Source organism: Variovorax sp. CCNWLW225 (assembly GCF_037204045.1).
Lineage (GTDB): Bacteria > Pseudomonadota > Gammaproteobacteria > Burkholderiales > Burkholderiaceae_C > Variovorax.
Window position 1 is genome coordinate 78,658 of sequence record NZ_JBBCBV010000007.1, and the last position, 22,278, is coordinate 100,935.

The window sequence follows — 22,278 nt, forward strand, 5'->3', positions numbered from 1 at the left end:
GACAACCAAAGGGGAAACAACAATGCAAGCCTATCTGACATTCAACGGCAACGCCGCCGAAGCACTGGCCTTCTACGCGAAGGCGCTGGGCGGCAAGGTCATCTTCAGCATGACCTTCGGCGAAAGCCCCATGGGCGCTGAAACGCCCGATGCCTACAAAAGCAAGATCATGCACGCGACGCTGGAAGCCCGCGGCCACCAGCTGATGGCTTCCGACATGCCGCCGGGCATGGCGTTCGAAGGCTACAAGGGGTTTTCTCTCTCGGTGCAAGGCAACAACGTGGACGAAGGCAAAAAGCTCTTCGAGGCGCTGGCCGAGGGCGGCGAGGTCACGATGCCCTACGGCCCGCAGTTCTGGGCCGTAGGCTTCGGCATGCTCACCGACAAGTTCGGCGTGTCGTGGATGGTGAACTGCGAGAAGTAAACCAGAGCTGCGCCGTCAGCCGACCGTCGCCGGATCGACATTCGCTCCGCAGACGATCAGGCACACCTTCTCGCCCTCGCGCGGCACGTAGGCGCCGGTTTGCAGCGCCGCCAGCGGCAGCGCGGCGGCGGGCTCGACGGCCAGCTTCAGCTCCTTCCACAGCCACTGCTGGGCGGCGCGGATGGACTCGTCGGACAGCAGCAGCGCGTCCTGCACGTATTTCTGGGTAATTTCCCAGGAAATGGCGCCAATGCGCCGCGCGCCGAGCGAATCGGCGGCAATGCCGCCCACGTCGACATCGACCGGCTCGCCGGCCTGGCGGGCACGGAACAGCGTCGGCGCTTTGTCGGGTTCGAGCGCCACCACGCGGGCGCGCTTTTCGAACCAGCCGGCGAGGCCGCCGATCAGGCCGCCGCCGCCCACGCTCACCAACACTGAATCGGGCAGGCCGCCCTGCGCTTCGATTTCGACGCCCAGCGTGCCCGCGCCGGCCACGACTTCGGGCTGGTCGTAGGCATGGGTGAGCAAGGCGCCGCTTTCCTTCTGGCGCACGAGGCAGGCGGCCAGCGCGTCTGGGTACAGCTCGCCGACGACGACCACCTCGGCACCCAGCGCACGCAGCCGGGCGCGCTTGGCTTCGGGCGAAACACCGGGCAGGAACACCTGGCAACGCACGCCCAGCGCCTTGGCCGCTGCCGCGGTCGCAATGCCGGCATTGCCGCCCGACGCCACGACCACGCCGCTTTCGGGGATGTCGTTGGCCAGCAGGCGGTTCATCATGCCGCGCGCCTTGAAGCTGCCGCTCACCTGCATGTGCTCGAGCTTGAGCCACACCTCCACACCCGGCATCTCGATGCCGAAAGCGGAGGCCGGCAGCTTCCAGAGCGGGGTTTCGCGCAGGAAATGAGCGGCACCCTCGCGCAGCCTGCGGGAGGCGCTCTCGGTTTCAAGGCGCCAGTTGGTCGTTTGATTGTTCAAGAGATGTGTCCCGGGGGAGGAATGTCGTCGAGCTTGAGGCCCTTGGGGAGCGGAAACTTGATGGTTTCCTCGATGCCGTCCATCTTGCGGACCGACACCGCGCCGAGCGCCCTCACGCGTTCGATCACCTCGCGCACCAGCACTTCGGGCGCCGAGGCGCCGGCCGTCAGGCCTACCCGGGTCTTTCCTTCGAACCACTCCGGCTTGAGCTCTTCGGCCGAATCGACCATGTAGCTTTCGGTGCCCAGGCGCTGTGCCAGCTCGCGCAGCCGGTTGCTGTTGGAACTGGTAGCGCTGCCGACCACGATCACCAAGTCGACCTGGGGGCTCAGTATCTTCACCGCGTCTTGCCGGTTTTGCGTGGCGTAGCAGATGTCCTGCTGCTTGGGCTCGCGCACCATCGGAAAGCGCGCGCGCACGGCAGCCGCGATTTCGGCGGCATCGTCCACGCTGAGGGTGGTCTGCGTCACGACGGCAAGTTTTTCGGTCTGCGCGGGCGACACCGTCGCCACGTCTTCCACGTCTTCGACCAGGTGGATGCCGCTGGAGAGCTGGCCCATGGTGCCTTCGACCTCGGGGTGCCCCTTGTGGCCGATCATGATGAACTCGTAGCCTTCCTTGGCGAGCTTGGCGACCTCGACGTGCACCTTGGTCACCAGCGGGCAGGTGGCGTCGAAAACGTCGAAGCCGCGGTCGCGCGCCTCTTGCTGCACCGCCTTGCTCACGCCATGGGCGCTGAACACCAGCGTGGCGCCGGGCGGCACGTCAGCCAGGTCTTCGATGAAGATGGCACCCTTGGCCTTGAGCTCGTTCACCACATAGGTGTTGTGCACGATCTCGTGGCGCACGTAGATGGGCGCGCCAAACTTGGCCAGAGCGCGCTCGACGATTTCAATGGCGCGGTCCACGCCCGCGCAAAAGCCGCGCGGCTCGGCAAGAACGACTTCTTCGAGGCCCTTGTTCATAGAACTCCGATCAGCCGCACCTCGAAGGTCACGGGCTGCCCGGCCAGCGGGTGGTTGAAGTCGAAGCGCACCGCGGTTTCGTTCGATTCGACCACCGCGCCGGCGTAGCTGCCCGTGCCGTCGGGCGTGGGGAACTGCACCACGTCGCCGACCGCGTATTGCTCGTCGGGGTCACCCATCTGGGCCAGCAGCTTCCTGGCCACCCATTGCTGCATTTCGGGGTTGCGCTCGCCGAAAGCCTCGCCTGCGGGCAGCTCGAAGGTGGCATGCGTGCCCTCTTCCAGGCCCATGAGCCGCTGCTCCATGGCCGGCGAAAGCTCGCCCGTGCCCAGCGACAGGGTGGCGGGCTTGTCGGCGAAAGTGTTGATGATGTCGCCCGCCGGACCGGCCAGCCGGTAATGCAGGGTAAGGAACGAGCCGGAAGTCACGACGTGGGACATGGGTGCAGCGGAGGTAGGCAAAGACTAGGTGGGTGTCCCGATAAACTGGCCTGCATTTTAAGGAGCCGGGGGTTCCACCCGCTCTTTCAAGGTTTCACCCAGGTTTTCGATGGCATTCAAGGATCTCCCCGCCCACGCCCGCCCGCGCGAAAAGCTCATCGCGCGAGGCGCCGCCGCGCTGGCCGACGCCGAACTGCTGGCGTTGCTGCTGCGCACGGGCGTTGCCGGAAAAAACGTGCTCCAGCTCGCCCAGGAGCTGCTCGACCACTTCGGCGGCCTTTCGGGCCTGCTGCAGGCGGGCGCCGACGACCTGAAGGTGATCAAGGGCATGGGCGGCGACGCCAAGCGCGCCGAGCTCATCGCGGTGCTCGAACTGGCACGCCGCGCCATGGCCGAGCGGCTGAAGGAGCGTGCGGTCTTCGATTCGCCCGGGGCCGTGAAGGAATACCTGCAGATGCACATCGGCTCGCGCCCGTACGAGGTATTTGCGGTGCTGTTTCTCGATGCGCAACACCGGCTGATCGTGCTCGAAGAACTGTTTCGAGGAACCCTCGCGCAAACGAGCGTCTACCCGCGCGAGGTGGTCATGCGCGCACTGCACCACAACGCCGCGGCCGTGGTGCTTTCGCACAACCACCCGAGCGGCAGCATCGAGCCTTCGCGCGCCGACGAATCCCTGACGCAAACGCTCAGGGCGGCGCTTTCATTGATCGACGTGCGCGTGCTCGACCACGTGATCGTCAGCGCCGGCCAGAGCTTTTCAATGGCCGAGAAAGGGCTGCTCTGATGGCTTCCCGTACGCCGCCCATCAAGAACCTGGCCGACCTGAAGCAGGTGCAGCGCGCGCTGGCCGAAACCCGCGAGCGCGAAGCGGCTGCGGCAGCCGCCAAGGCCGCGGCCGAGCGCAAGCGCGCGGCCGAAAAAGACCTGTTCACGCGCGCCATCGGCGCTACGGAGCCGCTTCGCCGCAAGGCGGCCGTGGTGCCGCTCGCGCCGGAGCCGCCCGCGCCCATCCCCGTGCAGCACCAGCTCGACGAACAGCGCGTGCTGCGCGAATCGCTTTCCGACGAGTTCGACGTAACCACCCTGCTCGACGTCGACGACGCCATGAGCTTTCGCCGGCCGGGCATCGGCACCGACGTGACCGCGCGGCTGCGCAAGGGCGACTGGAGCATTCAGGCGCAAATCGACCTGCACGGGCTGCGCAGCGATGAAGCGCGCGAGGCGCTCGGCGGGTTCATTCGCAACGCCTACAAGCAGGGCCTGCGCTGCGTGCGCGTGGTGCACGGCAAGGGGCTGGGATCGCCCGGCAAGCAGCCGGTGCTCAAGACCAAGGCGCAGCGCTGGCTCATCCAGAAGAACGAGGTGCTGGCCTTCGTGCAGGCCAAGCCCGCGGAGGGCGGCGCAGGCGCGCTGGTGGTGCTTTTAGCGCCAGCGCGGCGCTGAGGCTGAATTGCCCGGCGGCTTACGCCAAGTGATTCTTCAGCGGAACAGACGCATCCGCCACCGCCGCTGCATCCGGATTGCGCCCTGCTTCGAGCAGCTTGCGGCACATCATGTGATCGACCGGCGCATTGACTGATTCGACGCACACCAGCTGTCCATCCACATAGTGGAACAGCGAGAACGCATCGGGCTTGGGCCCGGCGCGCCGCACGCTTGCCAGCCCCGGCGTGCCTTCGGCCGGCATCAGGCCGACCATCTGCAGCCGCAAGCCGCCCTGGTCAGACCAGAACCACGGCACCACGTCATGCGGCCGAGCGGCGCCGGTCAACGTGGCCACGGCCGTGCGTGCCTGGTCGTTCGCGTTCTGCACCGACTCGAGCCGCAGCGCGCGGCCTGCGCGCCGATCAGGGAAGCGCGTGCAATCGCCCACTGCGAGCACGTCGGCCGCGCTGGTCTGCATGTGGCTGTCGACCACAATGCCGTCCGCGCACTCGATGCCCGCGGCCTGCGCCAATGCGGTCTCGGGCACAGCCCCGATGCCGAGCAGCAGCAGGTCCACCGGCTGCTTCGCGCCGTTGACCTGAATGGACAGCAGCCGATCGCCTTCGACCTCGAACGCACCGGTACGCGCACCAAGCACGATGTCGATGCCCGCCGTGCGATGCGTCGCGAGCACATGCGCCGACAGCTCGGGCGACACGGCGCGGCCCAGGAGGCGCGGCGCGCTTTCGATCACCTGCACACGCTTGCCGAGCGCATTGGCGGTGGCCGCCACTTCGAGCCCGATGAAGCCGCCGCCCAGCACTGTGACCTGCTGCGCATCGGCCAGCCGCTCGCGCAGGCGATGCGCCTCGTCGGCGGCGCGCAGGGTCGCAACGTTTTCAAGGCCCGGCTTCAGGTCGGGCATCTGGCGTGCACGCGTGCCGGTGGCCAGCACCAGCCGCTCCCATGGCAGGACAGCGCCCGAACGCAGCGTGACCGTGTGCGCCTCGCGGTCGATGGCAACGGCCGCATCGCCCAGGTGCAGCGTGATGCCGGCTTCGCGGTACCAGTCGGCGGCCTTGTGCGGCTGCCTGGTCTCCTCGGCGCTCTTGAGAAAAGCCTTGGAAAGCGGCGGCCGGTGGTACGGCTCGCAGGCCTCCTCGCAAACCAGGTGCACGCGCGCGCCCTGCCCGGCTTCAGCCAGGCCCGCGCAAAGCTGGGCCGCGGCATGGCCGCCGCCGATGATGACGATTGAATTCATTGAAGAGAGTCTCTTTCGGAGTCGTTGTCTGTCTTATTGCTCGCCGCGGTTTCGCATCCAGTCCGCTGTCTGGAAGAACGAATCGCGCAGCCTGGCGCGCAACCCCTCGGGCACGCCGGTTTCACCCATCGCCTGGTCCATGCAGGCCAGCCACTGGTCGCGCTCCTTGATGCCGATGCTGTGCCCGCCAATGCTCTGCGGCAAATGGCGCGCACGCAGCATCGGATGGCCGAAGCGGTCGGTGTAGTGCTGCGGGCCGCCGAGCCAGCCGCACAGGAACCAGAAGAGGCGCTGTCGCGCGTTGTCCAGGCTGGTGCCGTGCACCGCGCGCAGTTGCGCATAGGCGGGTTCGAGCTCCATCAGGTCGTAGAACCGATCGACCAGCGCCTGTACCTTGGGTTCGCCGCCGATCCATTCGAACGGGGTGTCGACGGGGGGCTTTTCGTGAATCTGCATGGCGGGAGTATCCCTCCAGCAGCCTCCCCGGCCCGCACGCCGACTGAATTCTTGCGATTCCAGTACCGGCATCAGGACCATTCGGGCACCCATATGTATATGTCGATTGAGGATTTAATAATCCACGGTTTTATTGATATGGTCCCGTCCCTGTTTTCCAAGAAGGAGAAGAACATGCGCTTGAACTTCATCGCCGCGGCCGTCGCCGCTTCCGCCCTCTTCACGGGCATTGCGGCCCACGCGGACCAGCTTGCCGACATCAAGAAAAAAGGCGAACTCGTGGTGGGCGTGCTCGGCACCGATGAGCCCGCGACCTTCATCGACCCGAAGACGCGCCAGATCGTCGGCTACGAAGTCGACCTGGTGAACGCCATCGCCAAGAAGATCGGCGTGAAGCCGGTGCTCAAGCAGATTGCCGTGGCCGCGCGCATCCCTGAGCTGCAGCAGGGCCACGTCGACCTGGTGGCTGCGGGCCTCACGCACAACAAGGAGCGCGAGGCGCAGATCGACTTTTCTCTCACCACCTTCGTCACCGGCCAGAAGGCCATCGTGAAGAAGGACAGCGGCATTACCGACGTGCCGCAACTGGCCGGCAAGAAGGTGCTCACCATCCGCGGCGGCACGCAGGAGCCGAACATCCGCAAGGCCGTGCCCACCGCCGAAGTGGTGACCTTCGACACGAGCCAGCAGGCCTTCCAGGCGCTGCAGCAGGGCAAGGGCGTGGGCTATGTGGACGACGAGGCCGCGCTGCTGCGCAGCTACGCCAAGCTCGGCCCGCAGAAGGCCAAGTACGTGGTGCTCAAGCAGAACCTGAGCACCGAGGCGCTGGCCATCGGCATCAAGAAGGGCGAGAGCGGCCTGAAGGCGGTGGTGGACGACACGCTGCGCGAACTGGAGAAATCGGGCGAAGCGCAGAAGATCTTCGTCAAGTGGTACGGGCCGAACACGGCGTCGGGCTTCCAGACGCGGGACTTCAAGTTCGAGAGCGACAAGATCGACTGACTTCGGGTCTTTCTCCTTCCCCCTTTGGGGGAAGGCAGGGATGGGGGCTGACAGCTTTCGCACAGGCGCGACGCATTCAGCGCCGTCGTGCCCCCACCCCGACCCTCCCCCAGCGGGGGAGGGAGCCAATCCCTCCCGCGGCGGTGATACTGTCGCCCCTCATGCCCCTGTTCGACTATTCGCTGCTGCTCACCGGCCAGTACCACGACATGCTGGTCGCGGGCCTGCTGCTCTCGCTGCAGTTGCTGGCGGCCTCTTTGCTGCTCGCCCTGCCCATCGCATTGGTGGTGGCGCTGCTCCGCCTCTCGCCCGTCGCGCCGCTGCGCTGGCTGGGCTTTGCGTATGTGGAGTCGATCCGCAACATTCCGCTGCTCGCGCACATGCTGTTCTGGTACTTCGGCGCGCCCGAGCTGCTGCCCGAAGGCATCAAGCAGTGGCTGTACGCGGGCCATATCGAGGCCTACAGCGCGATCATCGCGCTGGCGCTCTACACCGCCGCCTTCATGGCGGAAGACATCCGCAGCGGTATCCGCGCGATTCCCGCGGTGCAGTTCGAGGCCGGCCGCGCGCTGGGCTTCGGCTTCATGGGCACCATGCGCCGCGTGGTGCTGCCGCAGGCGCTTCGGGTGACGGTGCCGCCGCTCATCTCGCAGACGCTGAGCCTCTGGAAGAACACATCGATTGCCACGGTGATCGGCGTGGCCGAGCTGATGTACCAGGCCGGGCAGGTCGAGAGCGCAACCTTCCGCAGCTTCGAGTCGTTCGCGTTCGCGAGCGCGGCGTACCTGACGGTGTCGCTCGCCATCACCGGGCTGGCCACCTGGTACCACCACCGCTTTCCGGTAAGAACCATCTAGAGCGGCCGACCAGATGCTCGAGATCATCAACGACTACTGGGTGTACTTCCTCATCGGGCAGTACCCGAACGGGCCGCTCGGCGGGCTGGTGCTCACGCTGCTGCTCGCGTCGTGCGGCCTGGTGCTCGCGCTGCCGCTGGGCATTGTGCTTGGCCTGGCACGCGTGAGCCCTTGGCGCTGGCTGCGCTGGCCGGTGACGGGCTTCGTCTTCGTGGTGCGCGGGCTGCCATTGCTGATGGTGATCTTCTGGGCCTACTTCTTCCTGCCCAGCGTGACGGGCGTGAAGACCGACCAGTTCACCACCATGCTGATCGCACTCGTGATCTTCGATGCGGCCTACCTGGCCGAGATCGTGCGCGCCGGCATCCAGGGCCTGCCGCGCGGGCAGATGGAAACCGCGCGTGCGCTGGGCCTGGGCTACGGCCGCGCGATGCGGCTGGTGGTGCTGCCGCAGGCCCTGCGCAGCATGCTGCCCTCGCTGGTGAACCAGTTCGTCTCCACCATCAAGGAAACGTCGCTCGGCTACATCATCGGCCTTGCCGAGGTGTCGTTCATCGCCACGCAGATCAACACGCAGGTGTTCACCAAGCCGGCCCAGATCTACCTGATCCTGGGCGGGACCTATTTCATTCTCTGCTTCGGGCTGTCGCGCTTCGCCTACTGGCTGGAGCGTCGCCTCGCGCGTCGCGGCATGTCCATGGCCGACCCCGCCACGGCTCCCAAGGTGTCCGCATGATCGAACTTCAGAACGTCAACAAGTGGTATGGCAGCTATCACGCCCTGGTCGACATCAGCGAGACCATCCACAAGGGCGAAGTGGTGGTGGTGTGCGGGCCCTCGGGTTCGGGCAAGTCGACGCTGATCCGCACCTTCAACCGGCTGGAGCCGATCCAGTCGGGCCGCATCTTCATCGAAGGCAAGGACATCCATGCGCCGGGCACCGACGTGAATGCGTTCCGCTCGCGCATCGGCTTCGTGTTCCAACAGTTCAACCTGTTTCCGCACCTCACGGTGCTGCAGAACTGCACGATGGCGCCGATGCAACTGCGCGGCCTTACGCGCAAGGAGGCCGACGAGCGCGCGATGGCACTGCTGCAGCGCGTGGGCCTGGCGCACAAGGCGAATGCGTGGCCCAGCGAACTTTCGGGCGGCCAGCAGCAGCGCGTGGCCATTGCGCGCGCGCTCGCGATGCAGCCGCCGCTGATGCTGTTCGACGAGCCCACCAGTGCGCTCGATCCCGAGATGGTGGGCGAGGTGCTGCTGGTGATGCGCGATCTCACGCGCGACGGCATGACCATGGTCTGCGTCACGCATGAGATGGGCTTTGCGCGCGAGGTGGCCGACCGCGTGCTGTTCATGGACGAAGGCAAGGTGCTCGAGCGCGCCACGCCCGACGACTTTTTCAACCGGCCGCAGCACCCCCGCGCCCAGCAGTTTCTTTCGGACATCCGCTCGCCGTTCTCGCGCGGCGCATGACATGCTCTCCACGCCCATGACAGACATGCAGACTCTTCCGCTGATCGATGTCGCGCCGCTCGTGGCCGGCGCGCCTGAACGCGACCGTGTGGCCGCGCAGATCGGCGCCGCGTGCCGCGCGCACGGCTTCTTCTACGCCACGGGCCACGGCGTCGACCCGGCGCTGGTGCAGCGGCTCGAAGTGCTGAGCCACCGCTTCTTCGAGTTGCCCGAAGAAACGAAGATGCAATGGCGCATGGCCCTGGGCGGGCGCGCGTGGCGCGGCTACTTTCCGCTCGGCGGCGAGCTGACCTCGGGCCGGCCCGATTGGAAGGAAGGCCTGTACCTGGGCACCGAACTGCCGGCCACGCACCCGCTGGTGCAGGCGAAGACGCCGGTGCATGGCCCCAACCTGTTTCCCGATGTGCCGGAGTTTCGCGAGACCATCCTCGACTACATGACGGCCGTGACGCAGCTGGGCCACCGGCTGATGGAAGGCATTGCGCTGAGCCTCGGCCTGTCGGCCACGTATTTCGCCGAGCGTTACACCGCTGATCCCCTGGTCTTGTTCCGCCTCTTCAACTACCCCTCGCAGCCCGTGCCCGAAGGCCTGGACGTGCAATGGGGCGTGGGCGAGCACACCGACTACGGCCTGCTCACCATCCTGCACCAGGACGAGGTTGGCGGCCTCGCCGTGCACACGCCAGGCGGCTGGATCGATGCGCCGCCAATCGCCGGATCGTTCGTCTGCAACATCGGCGACATGCTCGACCGCATGACGGGCGGGCTCTACAAATCGACCCCGCACCGGGTAAAGCGCAACACCTCGGGGCGCGACCGGCTTTCGTTTCCGCTGTTCTTCGATCCGAACTTCGAGGCCCGCGTGCAGCGCATCGAAGGGCTGCAAGGTGCCGAGGCGCGCGACGACAGCGCCGAGCGCTGGGACCGAGCCAACGTGCACGCCTTCAGCGGCCGCTATGGCGACTACCTGCTCGCCAAGGTGTCGAAGGTGTTCCCGCAGCTGCGCGACGAAGTGCTCTGAGCCGGCAGGTCAGGCGCGCTTCTGCTCGAGGGCGGGAAACCACAGCGGCAGGTGCGCCATGGCGTCGTGCAGCGAATCGAGCACATGAAACGCCTGCCCGATGATCGACTCCGGCGGGTGCTTGAGGTCCGGCACGATGACGACCCTGAGGCCCGCCGCCAGCGCCGCCTTCGCGCCGTTCTCGCTGTCTTCGAAGGCCACGCACTCCGCCGGGTCCACACCCAGGCGCTCTGCCGCAAGCAGGTACAGCGCCGGATCGGGCTTGGCGCGTGCCACCTCGTCGCCGCCCGCGAAGGCCTCGAAATGATGGAGCAGGTCGAGGCTGCCCAGGCAGGCCTCGATCTGGCCGCGCGTGGACGACGATGCAACCGCACAGCGTGTGCCGAGTCCGCGGAAGGCAGTGAGCAACTCGGCCGCGCCGGGCTTGATGGGGAAGAGCGGCCGCAGGTCGCCGTCGGCGCGCTGCAGCTGCAGCGCGGCGGTCACTTGCGATGCCGCGTGCTGGTAGGCGGCCGCGCCGCCGAGCAGCGCGGCAAGGATCTGCTTCGACTCAGCCATGGCCAGCCCCACGCATTGCAGGTACTGGGCGTGCGAAAGCTCGATGTCGAGCGTGCGGGCCGCTTCGATCCAGGCGGCCATGATGGGCCGCTCCGAATCGATGAGCAGCCCGTCCATGTCGAAAATTGCGGCGGCGAACATGAGCCGAATCCTAAGCCAGCCCGCGCTGCGGCGCCTGAAACGAAAAAGGGGCCGACCGGCCCCTTTTTCGAACACCCGCGTTGACGGTGATCAGTCCCGTACCAGCGCCCGGTTGAGCCCCAGCGCCGCCAGCGTGCCGACCGCACCGGACAGCAGGTAGACGCTGACATAGGCCAGCCCGAAATTCGCCGAGAGCCCCAGCGCCACCAGCGGCGCGAAGGCGGCACCGATGAGCCAGGCCAGGTCGGCCGTGAGGGCCGCGCCGGTGTAGCGGTACTTGGGCTCGAAGTTCGAGGTCACAGCACCGGCGGCCTGGCCATACGAGAGCCCCAGCAGCACGAAGCCCAGCAGAATGAAGATGTCCTGCCCGATGCGGCCGCCGTCGAGGAGCGTGGGCGCAAAGCCGCTGAACACCGCGATCATCGCGGCCAGCCCGCCCAGCGTGAAACGCCGTCCCACGCGGTCGGCAATCAGGCCCGAAGCCACGATGCCGCCGGCGCAGAACACCGCACCGATCATTTGCACTACCAGGAATTCGGTAATCGATTGGTCGGAGTACAGCGTGATCCACGACAGCGGGAACACGGTGATCAGGTGGAACAGCGCGTAGCTGGCCAGCGCGGCAAACGCGCCGATCAGCAGGTTGGCGCCCTGCGAGCGGGTCAGCTCGACCACGCTGGTGGGCTGCAGCTCGCGCTCTTCGAGCAGCCGCGAATACTCTTCGGTGGCCACCAGCCGCAGGCGCGCGAAGAGCGCCACCACGTTGATCGCGAACGCAACATAGAAGGTGTAGCGCCAGCCCCAATCGAGAAAATCCTTGAGCGCCAGGCTGCCGTAGAGATAGGCAAAAAGTGCGCTGGCCACAAAGAAGCCGAGCGGAGCGCCCAGCTGGCCGAGCATGGCGTACCAGCCGCGGCGGTTCTGCGGCGCATTGAGCGCCAGCAGCGAGGGCAGCCCGTCCCACGAGCCGCCGAGCGCCAGGCCCTGTGCGAAGCGGAACACCGACAGCAGCACGATGGATGTGAACCCGATGCTCGCGTACCCCGGCAGGAAGGCGATGCCCGCGGTGGAGGTGCCCAGCAGGAACAGCGCAATGGTCAGCTTGGCCTCTCGCCCGAACCGCCTCTGGATGGCCATTGAAATGACGGTACCGAACGGCCGCGCAATGAAGGCGAACGAAAAAACCACGAAGGCGTAGAGGGTTCCCTCGAGGCGCGCTTCGAACGGAAAGAAAACCGCCGGAAATACCAGCACCGAGGCGATGCCGTAGACGAAGAAATCGAAGTATTCCGATGCCCGCCCGATGATCACGCCGACGGCGATCTCGCCCGGCGCGATATGGGAATGTCCGTCGCCCTGCCGGGCGTCGTTTTCGGACGTGTTCGGCACCGGCGGTGCGCCTTGCGGAAGGATGCTGGACGTCGTCGTCATTGCGTTTTGTAATTCGGGTGTCACGTGCAGTGACAAAGGTAGACCATGAACAGGGAGGCTCCAAGCGTCTCACCGAACGGGGATTCCCGCCATAGGACAAAACGTCCAATAGCGGGGCGCAACCTTTGATCGTAGATTGTGGGGTCTTTGCGCAGCCCCTGCACTTCTTTCTTTCGGCATGCCCACCCTCAATACTCTTCGGCGATGGTCCCTGTTGCTTCCCCTTGCCTTCCTGGCAGGCTGCAACACGGTGCTCATGAATCCTTCCGGCGACATCGCCAATCAGCAGGGGCGACTCATCGTTGTCTCGACCGTGCTGATGCTGATCATCATCGTTCCGGTGATCGCGCTGACGCTCTTCTTTGCCTGGCGCTATCGCCAGTCGAACAAGGAGGCCGACTACAGCCCCGACTGGGACCACTCCACCCAGCTCGAACTGGCCATCTGGGGCGCGCCGCTCCTGATCATCATCGCGCTGGGCGCCATCACCTGGATCAGCACGCACACGCTTGACCCTTACCGGCCGCTCAGCCGGCTCGACGCCGAGCGCCCGATTCCCGCCGAAGCCAAGCCGCTGGTGGTCGAAGTGGTGGCACTCGACTGGAAGTGGCTCTTCATCTACCCCGAGCAGGGTTTTGCCACGGTGAACGAAATGGCCGCGCCGGTCGACCGGCCGATCACTTTCAAGATCACGGCCTCTTCGGTGATGAACTCCTTCTTCATTCCCGCACTGGCCGGCCAGATCTACGCCATGCCGGGCATGGAAACCAAGCTGCACGCGGTCATCAACAAGCCCGGCGAGTTCGAGGGCTTCTCGGCCAACTACAGCGGCGCCGGCTTCTCGGGCATGCGCTTCAAGTTCCACGGCCTGAGCAACACCGACTTCGACCATTGGGTGCAGAAGGTCAAGGCCGGCAAGGACGGCGAACTCACGCGCGAGCAGTACAAGAAGCTCGAAGTGCCGAGTGAGCGCGAGCCCGTGCGGCACTACGCCACGGTTGCGCCGGACCTGTATGACGCGATCCTCAACCTCTGCGTGGACCGCAACAAGATGTGCATGAAGGAAATGATGGCCATCGACGCGAACGGCGGGCTGGGCAAGCCCGGCGCGTTCAACATTGCCACCACGCAGGCTTGGCAGGCTGACCCCCTCATCAATTCGCCAACGCGCAAGTACGTCACGGCGATGTGCACCACCGAAGAATGACGATGCTCGAAAACCTTGACCTGACGAAGCTTGTCTTCGGCCGCCTCACGTGGGAGGCGATTCCTTACCACGAGCCCATTCTGCTGGCGACCTTTGCGGCCGTGGTGCTGGGCGGCCTTGCCATCCTGGGCGCCATTACGTATTTCAAGCTCTGGGGCACCCTGTGGCGCGACTGGATCACCAGCATCGACCACAAGAAGATCGGCATCATGTACATCGTGCTCGGCCTGGTCATGCTGCTGCGCGGCTTTGCCGACGCACTCATGATGCGCGCCCAGCAGGCCATTGCCTTCGGCGACAACGCCGGCTTTTTGCCGCCGCACCACTACGACCAGATCTTCACCGCGCACGGCGTGATCATGATCTTCTTTGTGGCCATGCCGCTGGTCACGGGCCTCATGAACTTCGTGGTGCCGCTGCAGATCGGCGCGCGCGACGTGGCTTTTCCGTTCCTGAACAACTTCAGCTTCTGGATGACCACCTTCGGCGCCGGCCTGGTGATGGCGTCGCTCTTCGTGGGCGAATTCGCCAAGACCGGCTGGCTGGCCTATCCGCCGCTGTCGGGCATTCTCTTCAGCCCCGACGTGGGGGTCGACTACTACATATGGTCGCTGCAGATAGCGGGGGTAGGTACCCTGCTCTCGGGCGTCAACCTGCTGGCCACCATCGTGAAGATGCGCGCGCCCGGCATGACGATGATGAAGATGCCGGTCTTCACCTGGACTGCCCTGTGCACCAATGTGCTCATCGTGGCCGCCTTCCCGGTGCTCACCGCCGTGCTCGCGCTGCTGTCGCTCGACCGCTATGCCGGCACCAACTTCTTCACGAACGATCTCGGCGGCAACGCCATGATGTACGTGAACCTGATCTGGATCTGGGGCCACCCCGAGGTGTACATCCTGATCTTGCCGGCCTTCGGCATCTTCTCGGAAGTCGTGTCCACCTTCAGCGGCAAGCGCCTCTTCGGCTACGCCTCGATGGTGTACGCCACCATCGTGATCACCATCCTGTCGTACCTCGTCTGGCTGCACCACTTCTTCACCATGGGCTCCGGCGCCAGCGTGAATTCGTTCTTCGGCATCACGACGATGATCATCTCGATCCCGACGGGCGCGAAGATCTTCAACTGGCTCTTCACCATGTACCGCGGCCGCATCCGCTTCGAGCTGCCCATGATGTGGACCGTCGGCTTCATGATCACCTTCGTGATCGGCGGCATGACGGGCGTGCTGCTCGCGGTGCCCCCGGCCGACTTCGTGCTGCACAACAGTCTGTTCCTCATCGCGCACTTCCACAATGTGATCATCGGCGGCGTGCTGTTCGGCATGCTGGCGGGCATCACCTACTGGTTCCCCAAGGCCTTCGGCTACAAGCTCGATCCGTTCTGGGGCAAGTGCTCGTTCTGGTTCTGGCTCGTCGGCTTCTGGGTCGCTTTCATGCCGCTGTATGTGCTGGGCCTGATGGGCGTCACGCGCCGCATGAGCCACTTCCAGGACATGTCGCTGCAGTTCTGGTTCCAGGTGGCGGCCTTCGGCGCGGTGCTGATCGCGCTGGGCATTGCGTCCTTCCTGATCCAGCTGGTGGTGAGCTTCGTGCGCCGCGATTCGCTGCGCGACGCCACGGGCGACCCGTGGAACGGCCGCACGCTCGAATGGTCGACCTCGTCGCCGCCGCCGGCCTACAACTTCGCGTTCACGCCGCGCATCCATGACAACGACGCCTGGACCGACATGAAGCGCCGCGGCTACGCCCGCCCGCTCGAAGGCTTCACGCCCATCCACATGCCCAAGAACACCAGTGCCGGCTTCATCATCGCGGCCCTGGCGGCGGTCTGCGGCTTTGCGCTGATCTGGCAGATGTGGCTCGTGGCGGGTATCGGCTTTGTCGCCATGCTGGCCGCCGTGATCATCCACACCTTCAACTACAAGCGCGACTACTACATTCCCGCGGAAGACGTCGTCCGTACCGAAGCCGAACGCACGCACCTCCTGGCAGCAGCCCATGTCTGATACCACCGCCCTCCACTCCCCCGCGGCCGGCCACGCCCACAGCGACCAGACGGGCAAGCCGCCCGTGTTCGAGCTGTTCCACGTCGGCAACGACCACCACCCAGAGAACGGCACGCTGCTCGGGTTCTGGCTCTACCTGATGAGCGACTGCCTCATCTTCGCCTGCCTGTTCGCGGTGTATGGCGTGCTGGGCCGCAGCTATGCGGCCGGCCCCTCGGGCGCCGACCTGTTCGACCTGCCGCTGGTGGCCGTCAACACCTCGCTGCTGCTGCTGTCTTCCATTACCTACGGCTTCTCGATGCTCGAGATGCAGAAGAACCGCATGGGCGGCACGCTGGTGTGGCTGGCCATTACGGGCCTGCTGGGCGCGGGCTTCATCGGCCTGGAGATCTACGAGTTCGCGCACCTCATCCATGAAGGCGCGGGCCCGCAGCGCAGCGCGTTCCTGTCGTCGTTCTTCGCGCTGGTCGGCACCCACGGCCTGCACGTGACCTTCGGCATCATCTGGCTCGTCGTGCTGATGTTCCAGCTGCCCAAGCACGGCTTCACCGCCGCCAACCGCCGCCGCCTGATGTGCCTGTCGATGTTCTGGCACTTCCTGGACGTGGTGTGGATCGGCGTCTTCACCTTCGTTTATCTGATGGGATCGATGGCATGAGCACCGCCCACACCAACACTGCCGCCGCGCACGGCCACGACGCGCAGCACGAGCACCACGCACACGACGACCATCACGACGATGGCCCCGTGAGCCACAGCACCTTCAAGGGCTACATGACCGGCTTCGTGCTGGCCGTGATCCTGACCGCGATTCCGTTCTGGCTGGTGATGGGCAAGGTGCTTGCCAACACGCACACCACCTCGCTCATCATCCTCGGCTTTGCCGCGGTGCAGATCGTGGTGCACATGATCTACTTCCTGCACATGGACGCCAAGTCCGAGAGCGGATGGAACATGCTGGCGCTGATCTTCACCATCGTGCTCGTCGTGATCACGCTGGCCGGCTCGCTCTGGGTCATGTACCACATGAACGCCAACATGATGCCGATGTCGGTGCACGACATGAAGAACATGCCTTGACGACGACCCTGCCGCCAGACCACAGCACCCGCAACACAATGGCCGGCCGCCAGCGCTCCACGGCCGCGCGGGTGATCTTCATGGTCTGCGCGGCGCTTGCCTTTGCCGGCTTCGTGGTGCTCGGCAACTGGCAGGTCGAGCGCAGGGCCTGGAAGCTCGATCTCATCGCCCGCGTCGAACAGCGCGTGCACGCCCCGGCCACTGAAGCACCCGGGCGCGACCGCTGGCCGCAGATCAACGCGGCCGCCGACGAATACCGTCATCTCCGCGTCACCGGCACTTTTCTGCACGACAGGGAAACCCTGGTGCAGGCCAGCACCCGGCTCGGTGCCGGCTTCTGGGTGCTGACGCCGCTGCAGGCCGCCGATGGCACCACGGTGCTGGTCAACCGCGGCTTCGTGCCGCCCGAGGCACGCGAGCGCTCGTCGCGCAAGGCCACCGAGCCTAAGGGCGAGACCGCCGTGACCGGCCTGCTGCGCATCACCGAGCCCAAGGGCGGCTTCCTGCGCAAGAACGACCCGGCCGCCGATCGCTGGTTCTCGCGCGATGTGCAGGCCATTGCCGCCGCGCGCGGCCTGGGCAATGCGGCGCCCTACTTCATCGATGCCGAGGCCATGCCCTCCGCCCCAGGTGCAGCACCGGCATGGCCCGCTGGGGGGCTCACGGTCATCGCCTTTCCCAACAGCCATCTTGTCTACGCCATCACCTGGTACGGCCTGGCGCTGATGGTCGCGGGCGCGGCCTGGTTCGTGTGGCGCGACGATCGCCGCCGCCGCAAGCTCGCCAACCCAGCCGACAGCAGCGGCGACAATGCCTCTCATGCCGACGGAAGACAGCGCCAAGACGACCGCCGCCCCGACTGAGGTCTCCGCGGTGGCGGGGGAACTGCACGCGCCCCGCGCGGGCGTGGCAAGCCTGGACAACGCCACCGGCCACAAGAACATGCAGCAGCTGATCCAGCTGCGTTGGTTTGCGGTGGTCGGGCAGGTGATCACCATCCTGTTCGTGCACTACGGCTTCGGCATCCGGCTGCCGCTCGACCAGATGCTGCTGGTGCTGGCGTGCCTGGCTCTCTTCAACGTGGTGAGCCTGCTGCGCTCGCGCACGCTTCGCAAGGTGACGAACGGCGAATTGTTTCTGGCGTTGCTGGTCGATGTGGCCACGCTCACTGCCCAGCTTTACCTCAGCGGCGGTGCGACCAATCCGTTCGTTTTTCTGTATTTGTTGCAGGTCATTCTGGGTGCGGTGCTGCTCAAGGCATGGTCGACATGGACCATCGTGGTTGTCACCGGCCTGTGTTTCGCGGGGCTGGCGCTTTTCTCGCGCCCCCTCGCACTGCCGCTCGACCACGACCGGGGGCTCTGGAGCCCTTATGTGCAGGGCATGCTGATCTGCTTTGCGCTCAATGCGGCGCTGCTGGTGGTGTTCATCACGCGCATCAGCCGCAACTTGCGCGCGCGCGATGCGCGGCTGGCCGACCTGCGGCAGCGCGCATCCGAAGAAGAGCACATCGTGCGCATGGGCCTGCTCGCATCGGGCGCCGCACACGAGCTGGGCACGCCGCTTGCCACGCTGGCGGTGATCCTCGGCGACTGGCGCCGGCTGCCGCATTTCAGTTCCGACCCCGAGCTGCTGACCGAAGTGGCCGAGATGGAACTGCAGATCCAGCGCTGCAAGAGCATCGTGAGCGGCATCCTGCTGTCCGCCGGCGAGGCGCGGGGCGAATCGTCCGAAGAAACGACGGTGAGCACTTTCCTCGACGAACTGGTGGAGGAATGGCGCACCACGCGCCCCGTGGAAGAGTTCGACTACGACAACCGTTTTGGCCGCGACCTGCCCATGGTTTCCGACTCGGCCGTGAAGCAGATGATCTGCAACGTGCTCGACAATGCGCTGGAAGCCTCGCCGCACTGGTTGCGCCTGGAAGTGGCGCAGGACGCCGATGCGCTGACGCTCACGGTCACCGATGCGGGGCCGGGCTTTCCGCCCGCAATGCTGAAGCAGTTCGGCAAGCCCTACCAGTCGAGCAAAGGCCGGCCGGGCGGCGGGCTCGGGCTGTTCCTGGTGGTGAATGTGGCCCGCACGCTCGGAGGCCGCGTTGCGGTGCGCAACCGGCCTGAAGGCGGCGCCATCGTGTCCATTGCGCTTCCGCTCGCGGCCGTGGTGCTGGAGGAAGAGGACGGCGACGAGGCCATCGACGACACCATTGCCATGACTGGAACCAAAAGCCCATGACCGAAGAACCCGCCGAAGCCGAGCGCCAGTTGCTGATCGTCGAGGACGACGCAGCTTTTGCGCGCACGCTCGGCCGCTCGTTCGAGCGCCGTGGTTATGCGGTTACGCATGCAAGCAATGCCGACGAGGTCGAAGCGCTGCTGCAAGACCATTCGCCCGGCTACGCGGTGGTCGACCTGAAGCTCAACGGCGAAGCCTCCGGCCTGGCGTGCGTGCAGATGCTGCACCGGCACAACCCCGAGATGCTGATCGTGGTGCTCACGGGTTTTGCGAGCATTGCCACCGCCGTGGAGGCCATCAAGCTGGGCGCCTGCCACTATCTGGCAAAGCCTTCCAACACCGACGACATCGAAGCCGCCTTCGGCCGCGCAACGGGCACCACCGAGGTAGAGTTGACCAACCGCTCGACGTCGATCAAGACGCTGGAGTGGGAGCGCATTCACGAGACGCTGGCCGAAACGGGCTTCAACATTTCCGAGACCGCGCGGCGGCTCGGCATGCACCGGCGGACGCTGGCGCGCAAGCTCGGCAAGCAGCAGGTCAAGTAGCAAAGCGAATCGACAAACATGAGTTCCGGCAAGCCGACATCCACTGTGCGTGACCAGACCACGCTGGAAGAAATCTTCAACGCGCTGAGCCACGGGTTGGGCCTGCTGCTGGCCATCGTGTCGCTGCCGATCCTGGTCTACAGCGCCGCGCAGAAAGGGCAAGCCGCCAGCATCGTCGGTGCATCTCTCTTCGCGGGAACAGCCATCGTGCTGTATCTCATTTCGACGCTGTACCACGCGCTGCCTACCGGCAAGGCCAAGGCGTGGTTCAACCGGCTCGACCACGCGGCCATCTACTTGTTCATTGCGGGCAGCTACATGCCGTTTCTGTTCGGCGTGCTGCGCGGGCCGTGGGGCTGGACGTTGTTCGGAGCCATCTGTGCGGCGGCAGCGCTGGGCGTCGGTGCCAAGCTGTTCAACCGGCTGCAGCATCCTCTGTGGTCAACGGGGCTCTACGTGGCAATGGGCTGGATGGCGTTGATGGCGGCGGTACCGCTGTACGAACGCATGTCGCCGGCAGGCCTGGGTTGGCTCGTGGCCGGTGGGCTTTTCTACACGGCCGGTGCGGTGGTCTTTTTATTCGACAGCAAGGTGCGATTTGCGCACTTCGTATGGCACCTGTTCGTGCTGGCTGGCAGTTCTTGCCACTTCTTTGCTGTGCTTTGGCATTCGCACGGCTGATCTTGTCTTGGCGCTCTTGTTCGGGGCGCTGTTGTTTCGGAGCACTCTTGTTCAGGGCTTGTGCAAAGGCCACCGGGTACTCCCCTCCGCGAATGTCCCCCGGGGCTACGCCCCTCCTCCTTTATTTCGCTGCGCGGAGCACCCGATGCCCTGTGCACTGAGACACGCTGCTGGTGTACCGCTGATCAACCACCGCTCTGTGCAACGCACCCGCTGGCGGGGTGCCTTGCGCAGCGAAATAAAGGAGGAGGCCGCAGGCCGGGGGACATTCGCGGAGCAAGGTACCCCGTCGGCGGGTGCGCCGCCCTGAACAACCGGCGTCCCTAAAACACCAAGCGCAAACCGGGCTCTCAGTAATGCGGCGGTAGTTCGTCCCGCAAGCTGCGCGCCGCCCCCTCCTGCCCCGCGTTCTGGCTCTGCTGTTTCAGCTGGGTCACCTGAAGAATCAGGCTGTCGATCTGCTGCTGTTGGCGGTAGATCGTCATGTTCAGTTGCTCCAGCAGATCTTCCGCGTAACTCGACTTGATCTCGAGTTCGGTCAACCGCTCTGCAATGTCGTCCGGTAGATGTTCCATGCCTCTATTGGACAGGAACTGCCGCCAGAACGCTTTCGTCGACAGGCGTGGCGGACTCGTTCGTCATGCGGCTCAGCATGAGCGCGGCCCGCAACGGGTACAGCGTGCGCTCATCGCCCTCTGCCTTGTTGCTCACGATGGTGCCGGTCGAAGGCCCCATGCTGGCCGTGCGCACTGCATCGGGCCGATGAACCGGCACCATGAACGGCGAGTGCGTGGTGTAGATGATCTGGTTGTCGAAGTCTCGCTCGAAGTGCTCGAGCAGGTCGGCCTGCGAGCGCGCATGCAGGTGCAGGCCTGGCTCGTCCAGCAGCAGGATGGCATCACCCGCACGGCCGCCCTTGGTGTCCGCAAAGAAGGTGATGTAGAACGAGAAGAACCATTGAAAGCCGCGGCTGCGCTCGTCGAGGTTCACTTCCACCTCGTAGGTGTCGTCGGGGTCGGACACCAGCGTGTCCATGTACGGTCCGTCGAGGTTGAAGCGCACCTTGAGTTCGCGGTCCTTCCAGAGCCGGCGAATCTCGGAAGTGACGACGGCGCCCGCGCGGTTGACGAGCTGGTTGCGCGTGGCCAGGTCGTTCTTGTCCAGCAGGTCTTGCAATTGCTGCGGGTCGAGTCCCGCCGCCTTGCAGAGCTTTTCGAAGCCCTGCTGCTCGGGCGCCGCCTGGCCCCAGCCCTTGCGCACCAGGTAGTCGGCAATGTTCTGGCGGCCGGGCAGCGCCGGATACTCATCCACGTAGATGAAGCGGGGCAGCTTCTCGAGCACCCACTGCTTTGCCTTCGCGAGCGCCGGCGTGTCGTTGGCAATCGCGCGGGCCATGTCCTCGAGCTCGACCAGCATCTGCTCCTGCTTGTCGCTGAGCTCGGCATCCGCAGCGGCCAGCGCCTTGCGCAAGGTTTGCAGCGCCTTCACTGCGCCTTCCGACCACCGGATGTAGTCGGGGCTCAGGATCATTGCGGCGTCGAAGGCGTCGGCCTCCTGCTCCAGCGTCGCCCTTGCTTCCTCGGCGACTTTCTCGGCCGCGGCCTTTACAGCCGGCACGATCTTGCGCACCTTGCCCTTGATGTCCGACACGTCGAGCGACAGCTCAGCCAAGCCTTCGAGTCCCGTCCAGCGCGCCGTGCCGTAGCCGCGGCCCGCGGTGACGTGCCACACGTTGGCCGCGCGCGGAAGCATCTCCGCCAGTTCGGCCCGCTCGCCCTCGTCGAGGGCCCAGCGTGTAGCGACGACCGGTGTATCGGGCTGGCACTCTTCAAGGCGGCGGTGCCGCGGAAAATCCTTGATCGGGCTGAGCTCGGCTATGCCTTCGGCGGGGTTCAGGCTGTGCAGCGCGCGCAGCAGGTTCGACTTGCCGCTGTCGTTGCGGCCGAGAATTGCCGTGAGCTGTGTGGAATCGATGGGGCCGCTGTCGTTGATCGAGCGAAAGTTGGTGATCTGGAATGACGCCAAGCGCATGTAAGGGGGTTCTCATCGAATGAATGCAGGGCCGGGGAATGTATTGCAT

The 22,278-nt window shown here is 65.5% G+C and carries 25 protein-coding genes; 16 read left to right on the forward strand and 9 right to left on the reverse strand.

The features are described 5' to 3' along the window. Positions 1 to 22 precede the first annotated feature (22 nt). The gene (locus V9L20_RS14365) at positions 23 to 424 is read left to right on the forward strand and encodes a VOC family protein (RefSeq protein WP_337297114.1); all 402 of its coding nucleotides are present in this window, start codon (positions 23 to 25) and stop codon (positions 422 to 424) included. A 15-nt stretch (positions 425 to 439) separates the two neighbouring features. Here the strand turns inward: V9L20_RS14365 and V9L20_RS14370 are convergent, their stop codons facing one another. From V9L20_RS14370 to V9L20_RS14380, 3 genes are read right to left on the reverse strand one after another with little or no spacing between them, the layout of a single operon-like run. Continuing rightward, positions 440 to 1,402, reverse strand: coding sequence for a threonine/serine dehydratase (locus V9L20_RS14370; RefSeq protein WP_337297115.1), 963 nt, complete (start codon positions 1,400 to 1,402; stop codon positions 440 to 442). After that, the gene (gene ispH / locus V9L20_RS14375) at positions 1,399 to 2,367 is read right to left on the reverse strand and encodes a 4-hydroxy-3-methylbut-2-enyl diphosphate reductase (RefSeq protein ID WP_337297116.1); all 969 of its coding nucleotides are present in this window, start codon (positions 2,365 to 2,367) and stop codon (positions 1,399 to 1,401) included. Before ispH ends, V9L20_RS14370 begins: the two co-directional genes overlap by 4 nt. Beyond that, positions 2,364 to 2,807 (reverse strand): FKBP-type peptidyl-prolyl cis-trans isomerase, encoded by a 444-nt coding sequence (locus V9L20_RS14380; protein WP_157615257.1) that lies wholly within the window; start codon positions 2,805 to 2,807, stop codon positions 2,364 to 2,366. The genes ispH and V9L20_RS14380 overlap by 4 nt, the downstream gene beginning before the upstream one ends. 109 nt (positions 2,808 to 2,916) lie before the next feature. Here V9L20_RS14380 and radC point away from each other — a divergent pair, with 109 nt between their 5' ends. After that, positions 2,917 to 3,594, forward strand: a complete 678-nt coding sequence (gene radC / locus V9L20_RS14385) for a RadC family protein (protein WP_337297117.1) — start codon at positions 2,917 to 2,919, stop codon at positions 3,592 to 3,594. Then, positions 3,594 to 4,253, forward strand: a complete 660-nt coding sequence (locus V9L20_RS14390; protein ID WP_258501962.1) for a Smr/MutS family protein — start codon at positions 3,594 to 3,596, stop codon at positions 4,251 to 4,253. Before radC ends, V9L20_RS14390 begins: the two co-directional genes overlap by 1 nt. Positions 4,254 to 4,272: 19 nt before the next feature. On the opposite strand, the gene V9L20_RS14395 is transcribed toward V9L20_RS14390, so the two are convergent. Together V9L20_RS14395 and V9L20_RS14400 are read right to left on the reverse strand one after the other, a co-directional pair. After that, the gene (locus tag V9L20_RS14395; protein ID WP_337297118.1) at positions 4,273 to 5,496 is read right to left on the reverse strand and encodes an NAD(P)/FAD-dependent oxidoreductase; all 1,224 of its coding nucleotides are present in this window, start codon (positions 5,494 to 5,496) and stop codon (positions 4,273 to 4,275) included. A gap of 33 nt (positions 5,497 to 5,529) precedes the next feature. Continuing rightward, positions 5,530 to 5,952 (reverse strand): group II truncated hemoglobin, encoded by a 423-nt coding sequence (locus V9L20_RS14400; protein ID WP_126748457.1) that lies wholly within the window; start codon positions 5,950 to 5,952, stop codon positions 5,530 to 5,532. Positions 5,953 to 6,126: 174 nt separating this feature from the next. Between V9L20_RS14400 and V9L20_RS14405 the strand changes: the two genes are divergently transcribed. The 5 genes from V9L20_RS14405 (at position 6,127) to V9L20_RS14425 (ending at position 10,308) form a co-directional block, all read left to right on the forward strand. Next, positions 6,127 to 6,954 carry an ABC transporter substrate-binding protein gene (locus V9L20_RS14405; protein WP_337297119.1) on the forward strand — a complete coding sequence of 276 codons (828 nt, stop codon included), beginning with the start codon at positions 6,127 to 6,129 and terminating at the stop codon, positions 6,952 to 6,954. A 161-nt stretch (positions 6,955 to 7,115) separates the two neighbouring features. Continuing rightward, on the forward strand, positions 7,116 to 7,811 hold the full coding sequence (locus tag V9L20_RS14410) for an amino acid ABC transporter permease (protein WP_337297120.1): 696 nt from the start codon (positions 7,116 to 7,118) through the stop codon (positions 7,809 to 7,811). A gap of 13 nt (positions 7,812 to 7,824) precedes the next feature. Next, positions 7,825 to 8,547 carry an amino acid ABC transporter permease gene (locus V9L20_RS14415; protein ID WP_337297121.1) on the forward strand — a complete coding sequence of 241 codons (723 nt, stop codon included), beginning with the start codon at positions 7,825 to 7,827 and terminating at the stop codon, positions 8,545 to 8,547. After that, positions 8,544 to 9,287 carry an amino acid ABC transporter ATP-binding protein gene (locus V9L20_RS14420; protein WP_258501970.1) on the forward strand — a complete coding sequence of 248 codons (744 nt, stop codon included), beginning with the start codon at positions 8,544 to 8,546 and terminating at the stop codon, positions 9,285 to 9,287. The genes V9L20_RS14415 and V9L20_RS14420 overlap by 4 nt, the downstream gene beginning before the upstream one ends. Positions 9,288 to 9,312: 25 nt before the next feature. Then, on the forward strand, positions 9,313 to 10,308 hold the full coding sequence (locus V9L20_RS14425; protein WP_337297122.1) for an isopenicillin N synthase family dioxygenase: 996 nt from the start codon (positions 9,313 to 9,315) through the stop codon (positions 10,306 to 10,308). Between the two features lie 9 nt (positions 10,309 to 10,317). Here V9L20_RS14425 and V9L20_RS14430 read toward each other — a convergent pair whose 3' ends face one another. Then, positions 10,318 to 11,007, reverse strand: coding sequence for an HAD family hydrolase (locus tag V9L20_RS14430; RefSeq protein ID WP_337297123.1), 690 nt, complete (start codon positions 11,005 to 11,007; stop codon positions 10,318 to 10,320). Positions 11,008 to 11,097: 90 nt separating this feature from the next. Continuing rightward, positions 11,098 to 12,438, reverse strand: a complete 1,341-nt coding sequence (locus tag V9L20_RS14435; RefSeq protein ID WP_258501973.1) for an MFS transporter — start codon at positions 12,436 to 12,438, stop codon at positions 11,098 to 11,100. Between the two features lie 178 nt (positions 12,439 to 12,616). Here V9L20_RS14435 and cyoA point away from each other — a divergent pair, with 178 nt between their 5' ends. The 8 genes from cyoA to trhA are packed head-to-tail and all read left to right on the forward strand — an operon-like array spanning position 12,617 to position 20,198. Continuing rightward, positions 12,617 to 13,645, forward strand: a complete 1,029-nt coding sequence (cyoA, locus tag V9L20_RS14440) for a ubiquinol oxidase subunit II (RefSeq protein WP_337297124.1) — start codon at positions 12,617 to 12,619, stop codon at positions 13,643 to 13,645. Continuing rightward, complete coding sequence (gene cyoB, locus V9L20_RS14445) at positions 13,642 to 15,654, forward strand: cytochrome o ubiquinol oxidase subunit I (protein WP_443098585.1); 2,013 nt, start codon at positions 13,642 to 13,644, stop codon at positions 15,652 to 15,654. Before cyoA ends, cyoB begins: the two co-directional genes overlap by 4 nt. After that, positions 15,647 to 16,312, forward strand: coding sequence for a cytochrome o ubiquinol oxidase subunit III (gene cyoC / locus V9L20_RS14450; protein ID WP_337297126.1), 666 nt, complete (start codon positions 15,647 to 15,649; stop codon positions 16,310 to 16,312). The genes cyoB and cyoC overlap by 8 nt, the downstream gene beginning before the upstream one ends. Further along, entirely contained in the window at positions 16,309 to 16,734 is a 426-nt protein-coding gene (gene cyoD / locus V9L20_RS14455) for a cytochrome o ubiquinol oxidase subunit IV (protein ID WP_337297127.1), read from the forward strand. Before cyoC ends, cyoD begins: the two co-directional genes overlap by 4 nt. A 38-nt stretch (positions 16,735 to 16,772) precedes the next feature. Next, entirely contained in the window at positions 16,773 to 17,597 is an 825-nt protein-coding gene (locus tag V9L20_RS14460) for an SURF1 family protein (RefSeq protein ID WP_337297211.1), read from the forward strand. Further along, on the forward strand, positions 17,554 to 18,969 hold the full coding sequence (locus V9L20_RS14465) for an ATP-binding protein (protein ID WP_337297128.1): 1,416 nt from the start codon (positions 17,554 to 17,556) through the stop codon (positions 18,967 to 18,969). The genes V9L20_RS14460 and V9L20_RS14465 overlap by 44 nt, the downstream gene beginning before the upstream one ends. Then, entirely contained in the window at positions 18,966 to 19,517 is a 552-nt protein-coding gene (locus V9L20_RS14470; RefSeq protein WP_258501982.1) for a response regulator transcription factor, read from the forward strand. Before V9L20_RS14465 ends, V9L20_RS14470 begins: the two co-directional genes overlap by 4 nt. An 18-nt stretch (positions 19,518 to 19,535) precedes the next feature. Further along, entirely contained in the window at positions 19,536 to 20,198 is a 663-nt protein-coding gene (gene trhA, locus V9L20_RS14475; protein WP_337297129.1) for a PAQR family membrane homeostasis protein TrhA, read from the forward strand. A 350-nt stretch (positions 20,199 to 20,548) separates the two neighbouring features. Here the strand turns inward: trhA and V9L20_RS14480 are convergent, their stop codons facing one another. Together V9L20_RS14480 and V9L20_RS14485 are read right to left on the reverse strand one after the other, a co-directional pair. Then, the gene (locus V9L20_RS14480) at positions 20,549 to 20,773 is read right to left on the reverse strand and encodes a SlyX family protein (protein WP_126748443.1); all 225 of its coding nucleotides are present in this window, start codon (positions 20,771 to 20,773) and stop codon (positions 20,549 to 20,551) included. Between the two features lie 4 nt (positions 20,774 to 20,777). Then, positions 20,778 to 22,229 (reverse strand): AAA family ATPase, encoded by a 1,452-nt coding sequence (locus V9L20_RS14485; RefSeq protein ID WP_337297130.1) that lies wholly within the window; start codon positions 22,227 to 22,229, stop codon positions 20,778 to 20,780. Between the last annotated feature and the right edge of the window lie 49 nt (positions 22,230 to 22,278).

What these genes read in the sequence shown, in the direction of transcription:
- V9L20_RS14365 (WP_337297114.1), top strand. Translation starts at nt 23, where the DNA reads ATGCAAGCCTATCTGACATTCAACGGCAACGCCGCCGAAGCACTGGCC.
- ispH (WP_337297116.1), bottom strand. Translation starts at nt 2,367, where the DNA reads ATGAACAAGGGCCTCGAAGAAGTCGTTCTTGCCGAGCCGCGCGGCTTT.
- V9L20_RS14380 (WP_157615257.1), bottom strand. Translation starts at nt 2,807, where the DNA reads ATGTCCCACGTCGTGACTTCCGGCTCGTTCCTTACCCTGCATTACCGG.
- radC (WP_337297117.1), top strand. Translation starts at nt 2,917, where the DNA reads ATGGCATTCAAGGATCTCCCCGCCCACGCCCGCCCGCGCGAAAAGCTC.
- V9L20_RS14390 (WP_258501962.1), top strand. Translation starts at nt 3,594, where the DNA reads ATGGCTTCCCGTACGCCGCCCATCAAGAACCTGGCCGACCTGAAGCAG.
- V9L20_RS14395 (WP_337297118.1), bottom strand. Translation starts at nt 5,496, where the DNA reads ATGAATTCAATCGTCATCATCGGCGGCGGCCATGCCGCGGCCCAGCTT.
- V9L20_RS14400 (WP_126748457.1), bottom strand. Translation starts at nt 5,952, where the DNA reads ATGCAGATTCACGAAAAGCCCCCCGTCGACACCCCGTTCGAATGGATC.
- V9L20_RS14405 (WP_337297119.1), top strand. Translation starts at nt 6,127, where the DNA reads ATGCGCTTGAACTTCATCGCCGCGGCCGTCGCCGCTTCCGCCCTCTTC.
- V9L20_RS14410 (WP_337297120.1), top strand. Translation starts at nt 7,116, where the DNA reads ATGCCCCTGTTCGACTATTCGCTGCTGCTCACCGGCCAGTACCACGAC.
- V9L20_RS14415 (WP_337297121.1), top strand. Translation starts at nt 7,825, where the DNA reads ATGCTCGAGATCATCAACGACTACTGGGTGTACTTCCTCATCGGGCAG.
- V9L20_RS14420 (WP_258501970.1), top strand. Translation starts at nt 8,544, where the DNA reads ATGATCGAACTTCAGAACGTCAACAAGTGGTATGGCAGCTATCACGCC.
- V9L20_RS14425 (WP_337297122.1), top strand. Translation starts at nt 9,313, where the DNA reads ATGCAGACTCTTCCGCTGATCGATGTCGCGCCGCTCGTGGCCGGCGCG.
- V9L20_RS14430 (WP_337297123.1), bottom strand. Translation starts at nt 11,007, where the DNA reads ATGTTCGCCGCCGCAATTTTCGACATGGACGGGCTGCTCATCGATTCG.
- V9L20_RS14435 (WP_258501973.1), bottom strand. Translation starts at nt 12,438, where the DNA reads ATGACGACGACGTCCAGCATCCTTCCGCAAGGCGCACCGCCGGTGCCG.
- cyoA (WP_337297124.1), top strand. Translation starts at nt 12,617, where the DNA reads ATGCCCACCCTCAATACTCTTCGGCGATGGTCCCTGTTGCTTCCCCTT.
- cyoB (WP_443098585.1), top strand. Translation starts at nt 13,642, where the DNA reads ATGACGATGCTCGAAAACCTTGACCTGACGAAGCTTGTCTTCGGCCGC.
- cyoC (WP_337297126.1), top strand. Translation starts at nt 15,647, where the DNA reads ATGTCTGATACCACCGCCCTCCACTCCCCCGCGGCCGGCCACGCCCAC.
- cyoD (WP_337297127.1), top strand. Translation starts at nt 16,309, where the DNA reads ATGAGCACCGCCCACACCAACACTGCCGCCGCGCACGGCCACGACGCG.
- V9L20_RS14460 (WP_337297211.1), top strand. Translation starts at nt 16,773, where the DNA reads ATGGCCGGCCGCCAGCGCTCCACGGCCGCGCGGGTGATCTTCATGGTC.
- V9L20_RS14465 (WP_337297128.1), top strand. Translation starts at nt 17,554, where the DNA reads ATGCCGACGGAAGACAGCGCCAAGACGACCGCCGCCCCGACTGAGGTC.
- V9L20_RS14470 (WP_258501982.1), top strand. Translation starts at nt 18,966, where the DNA reads ATGACCGAAGAACCCGCCGAAGCCGAGCGCCAGTTGCTGATCGTCGAG.
- trhA (WP_337297129.1), top strand. Translation starts at nt 19,536, where the DNA reads ATGAGTTCCGGCAAGCCGACATCCACTGTGCGTGACCAGACCACGCTG.
- V9L20_RS14480 (WP_126748443.1), bottom strand. Translation starts at nt 20,773, where the DNA reads ATGGAACATCTACCGGACGACATTGCAGAGCGGTTGACCGAACTCGAG.
- V9L20_RS14485 (WP_337297130.1), bottom strand. Translation starts at nt 22,229, where the DNA reads ATGCGCTTGGCGTCATTCCAGATCACCAACTTTCGCTCGATCAACGAC.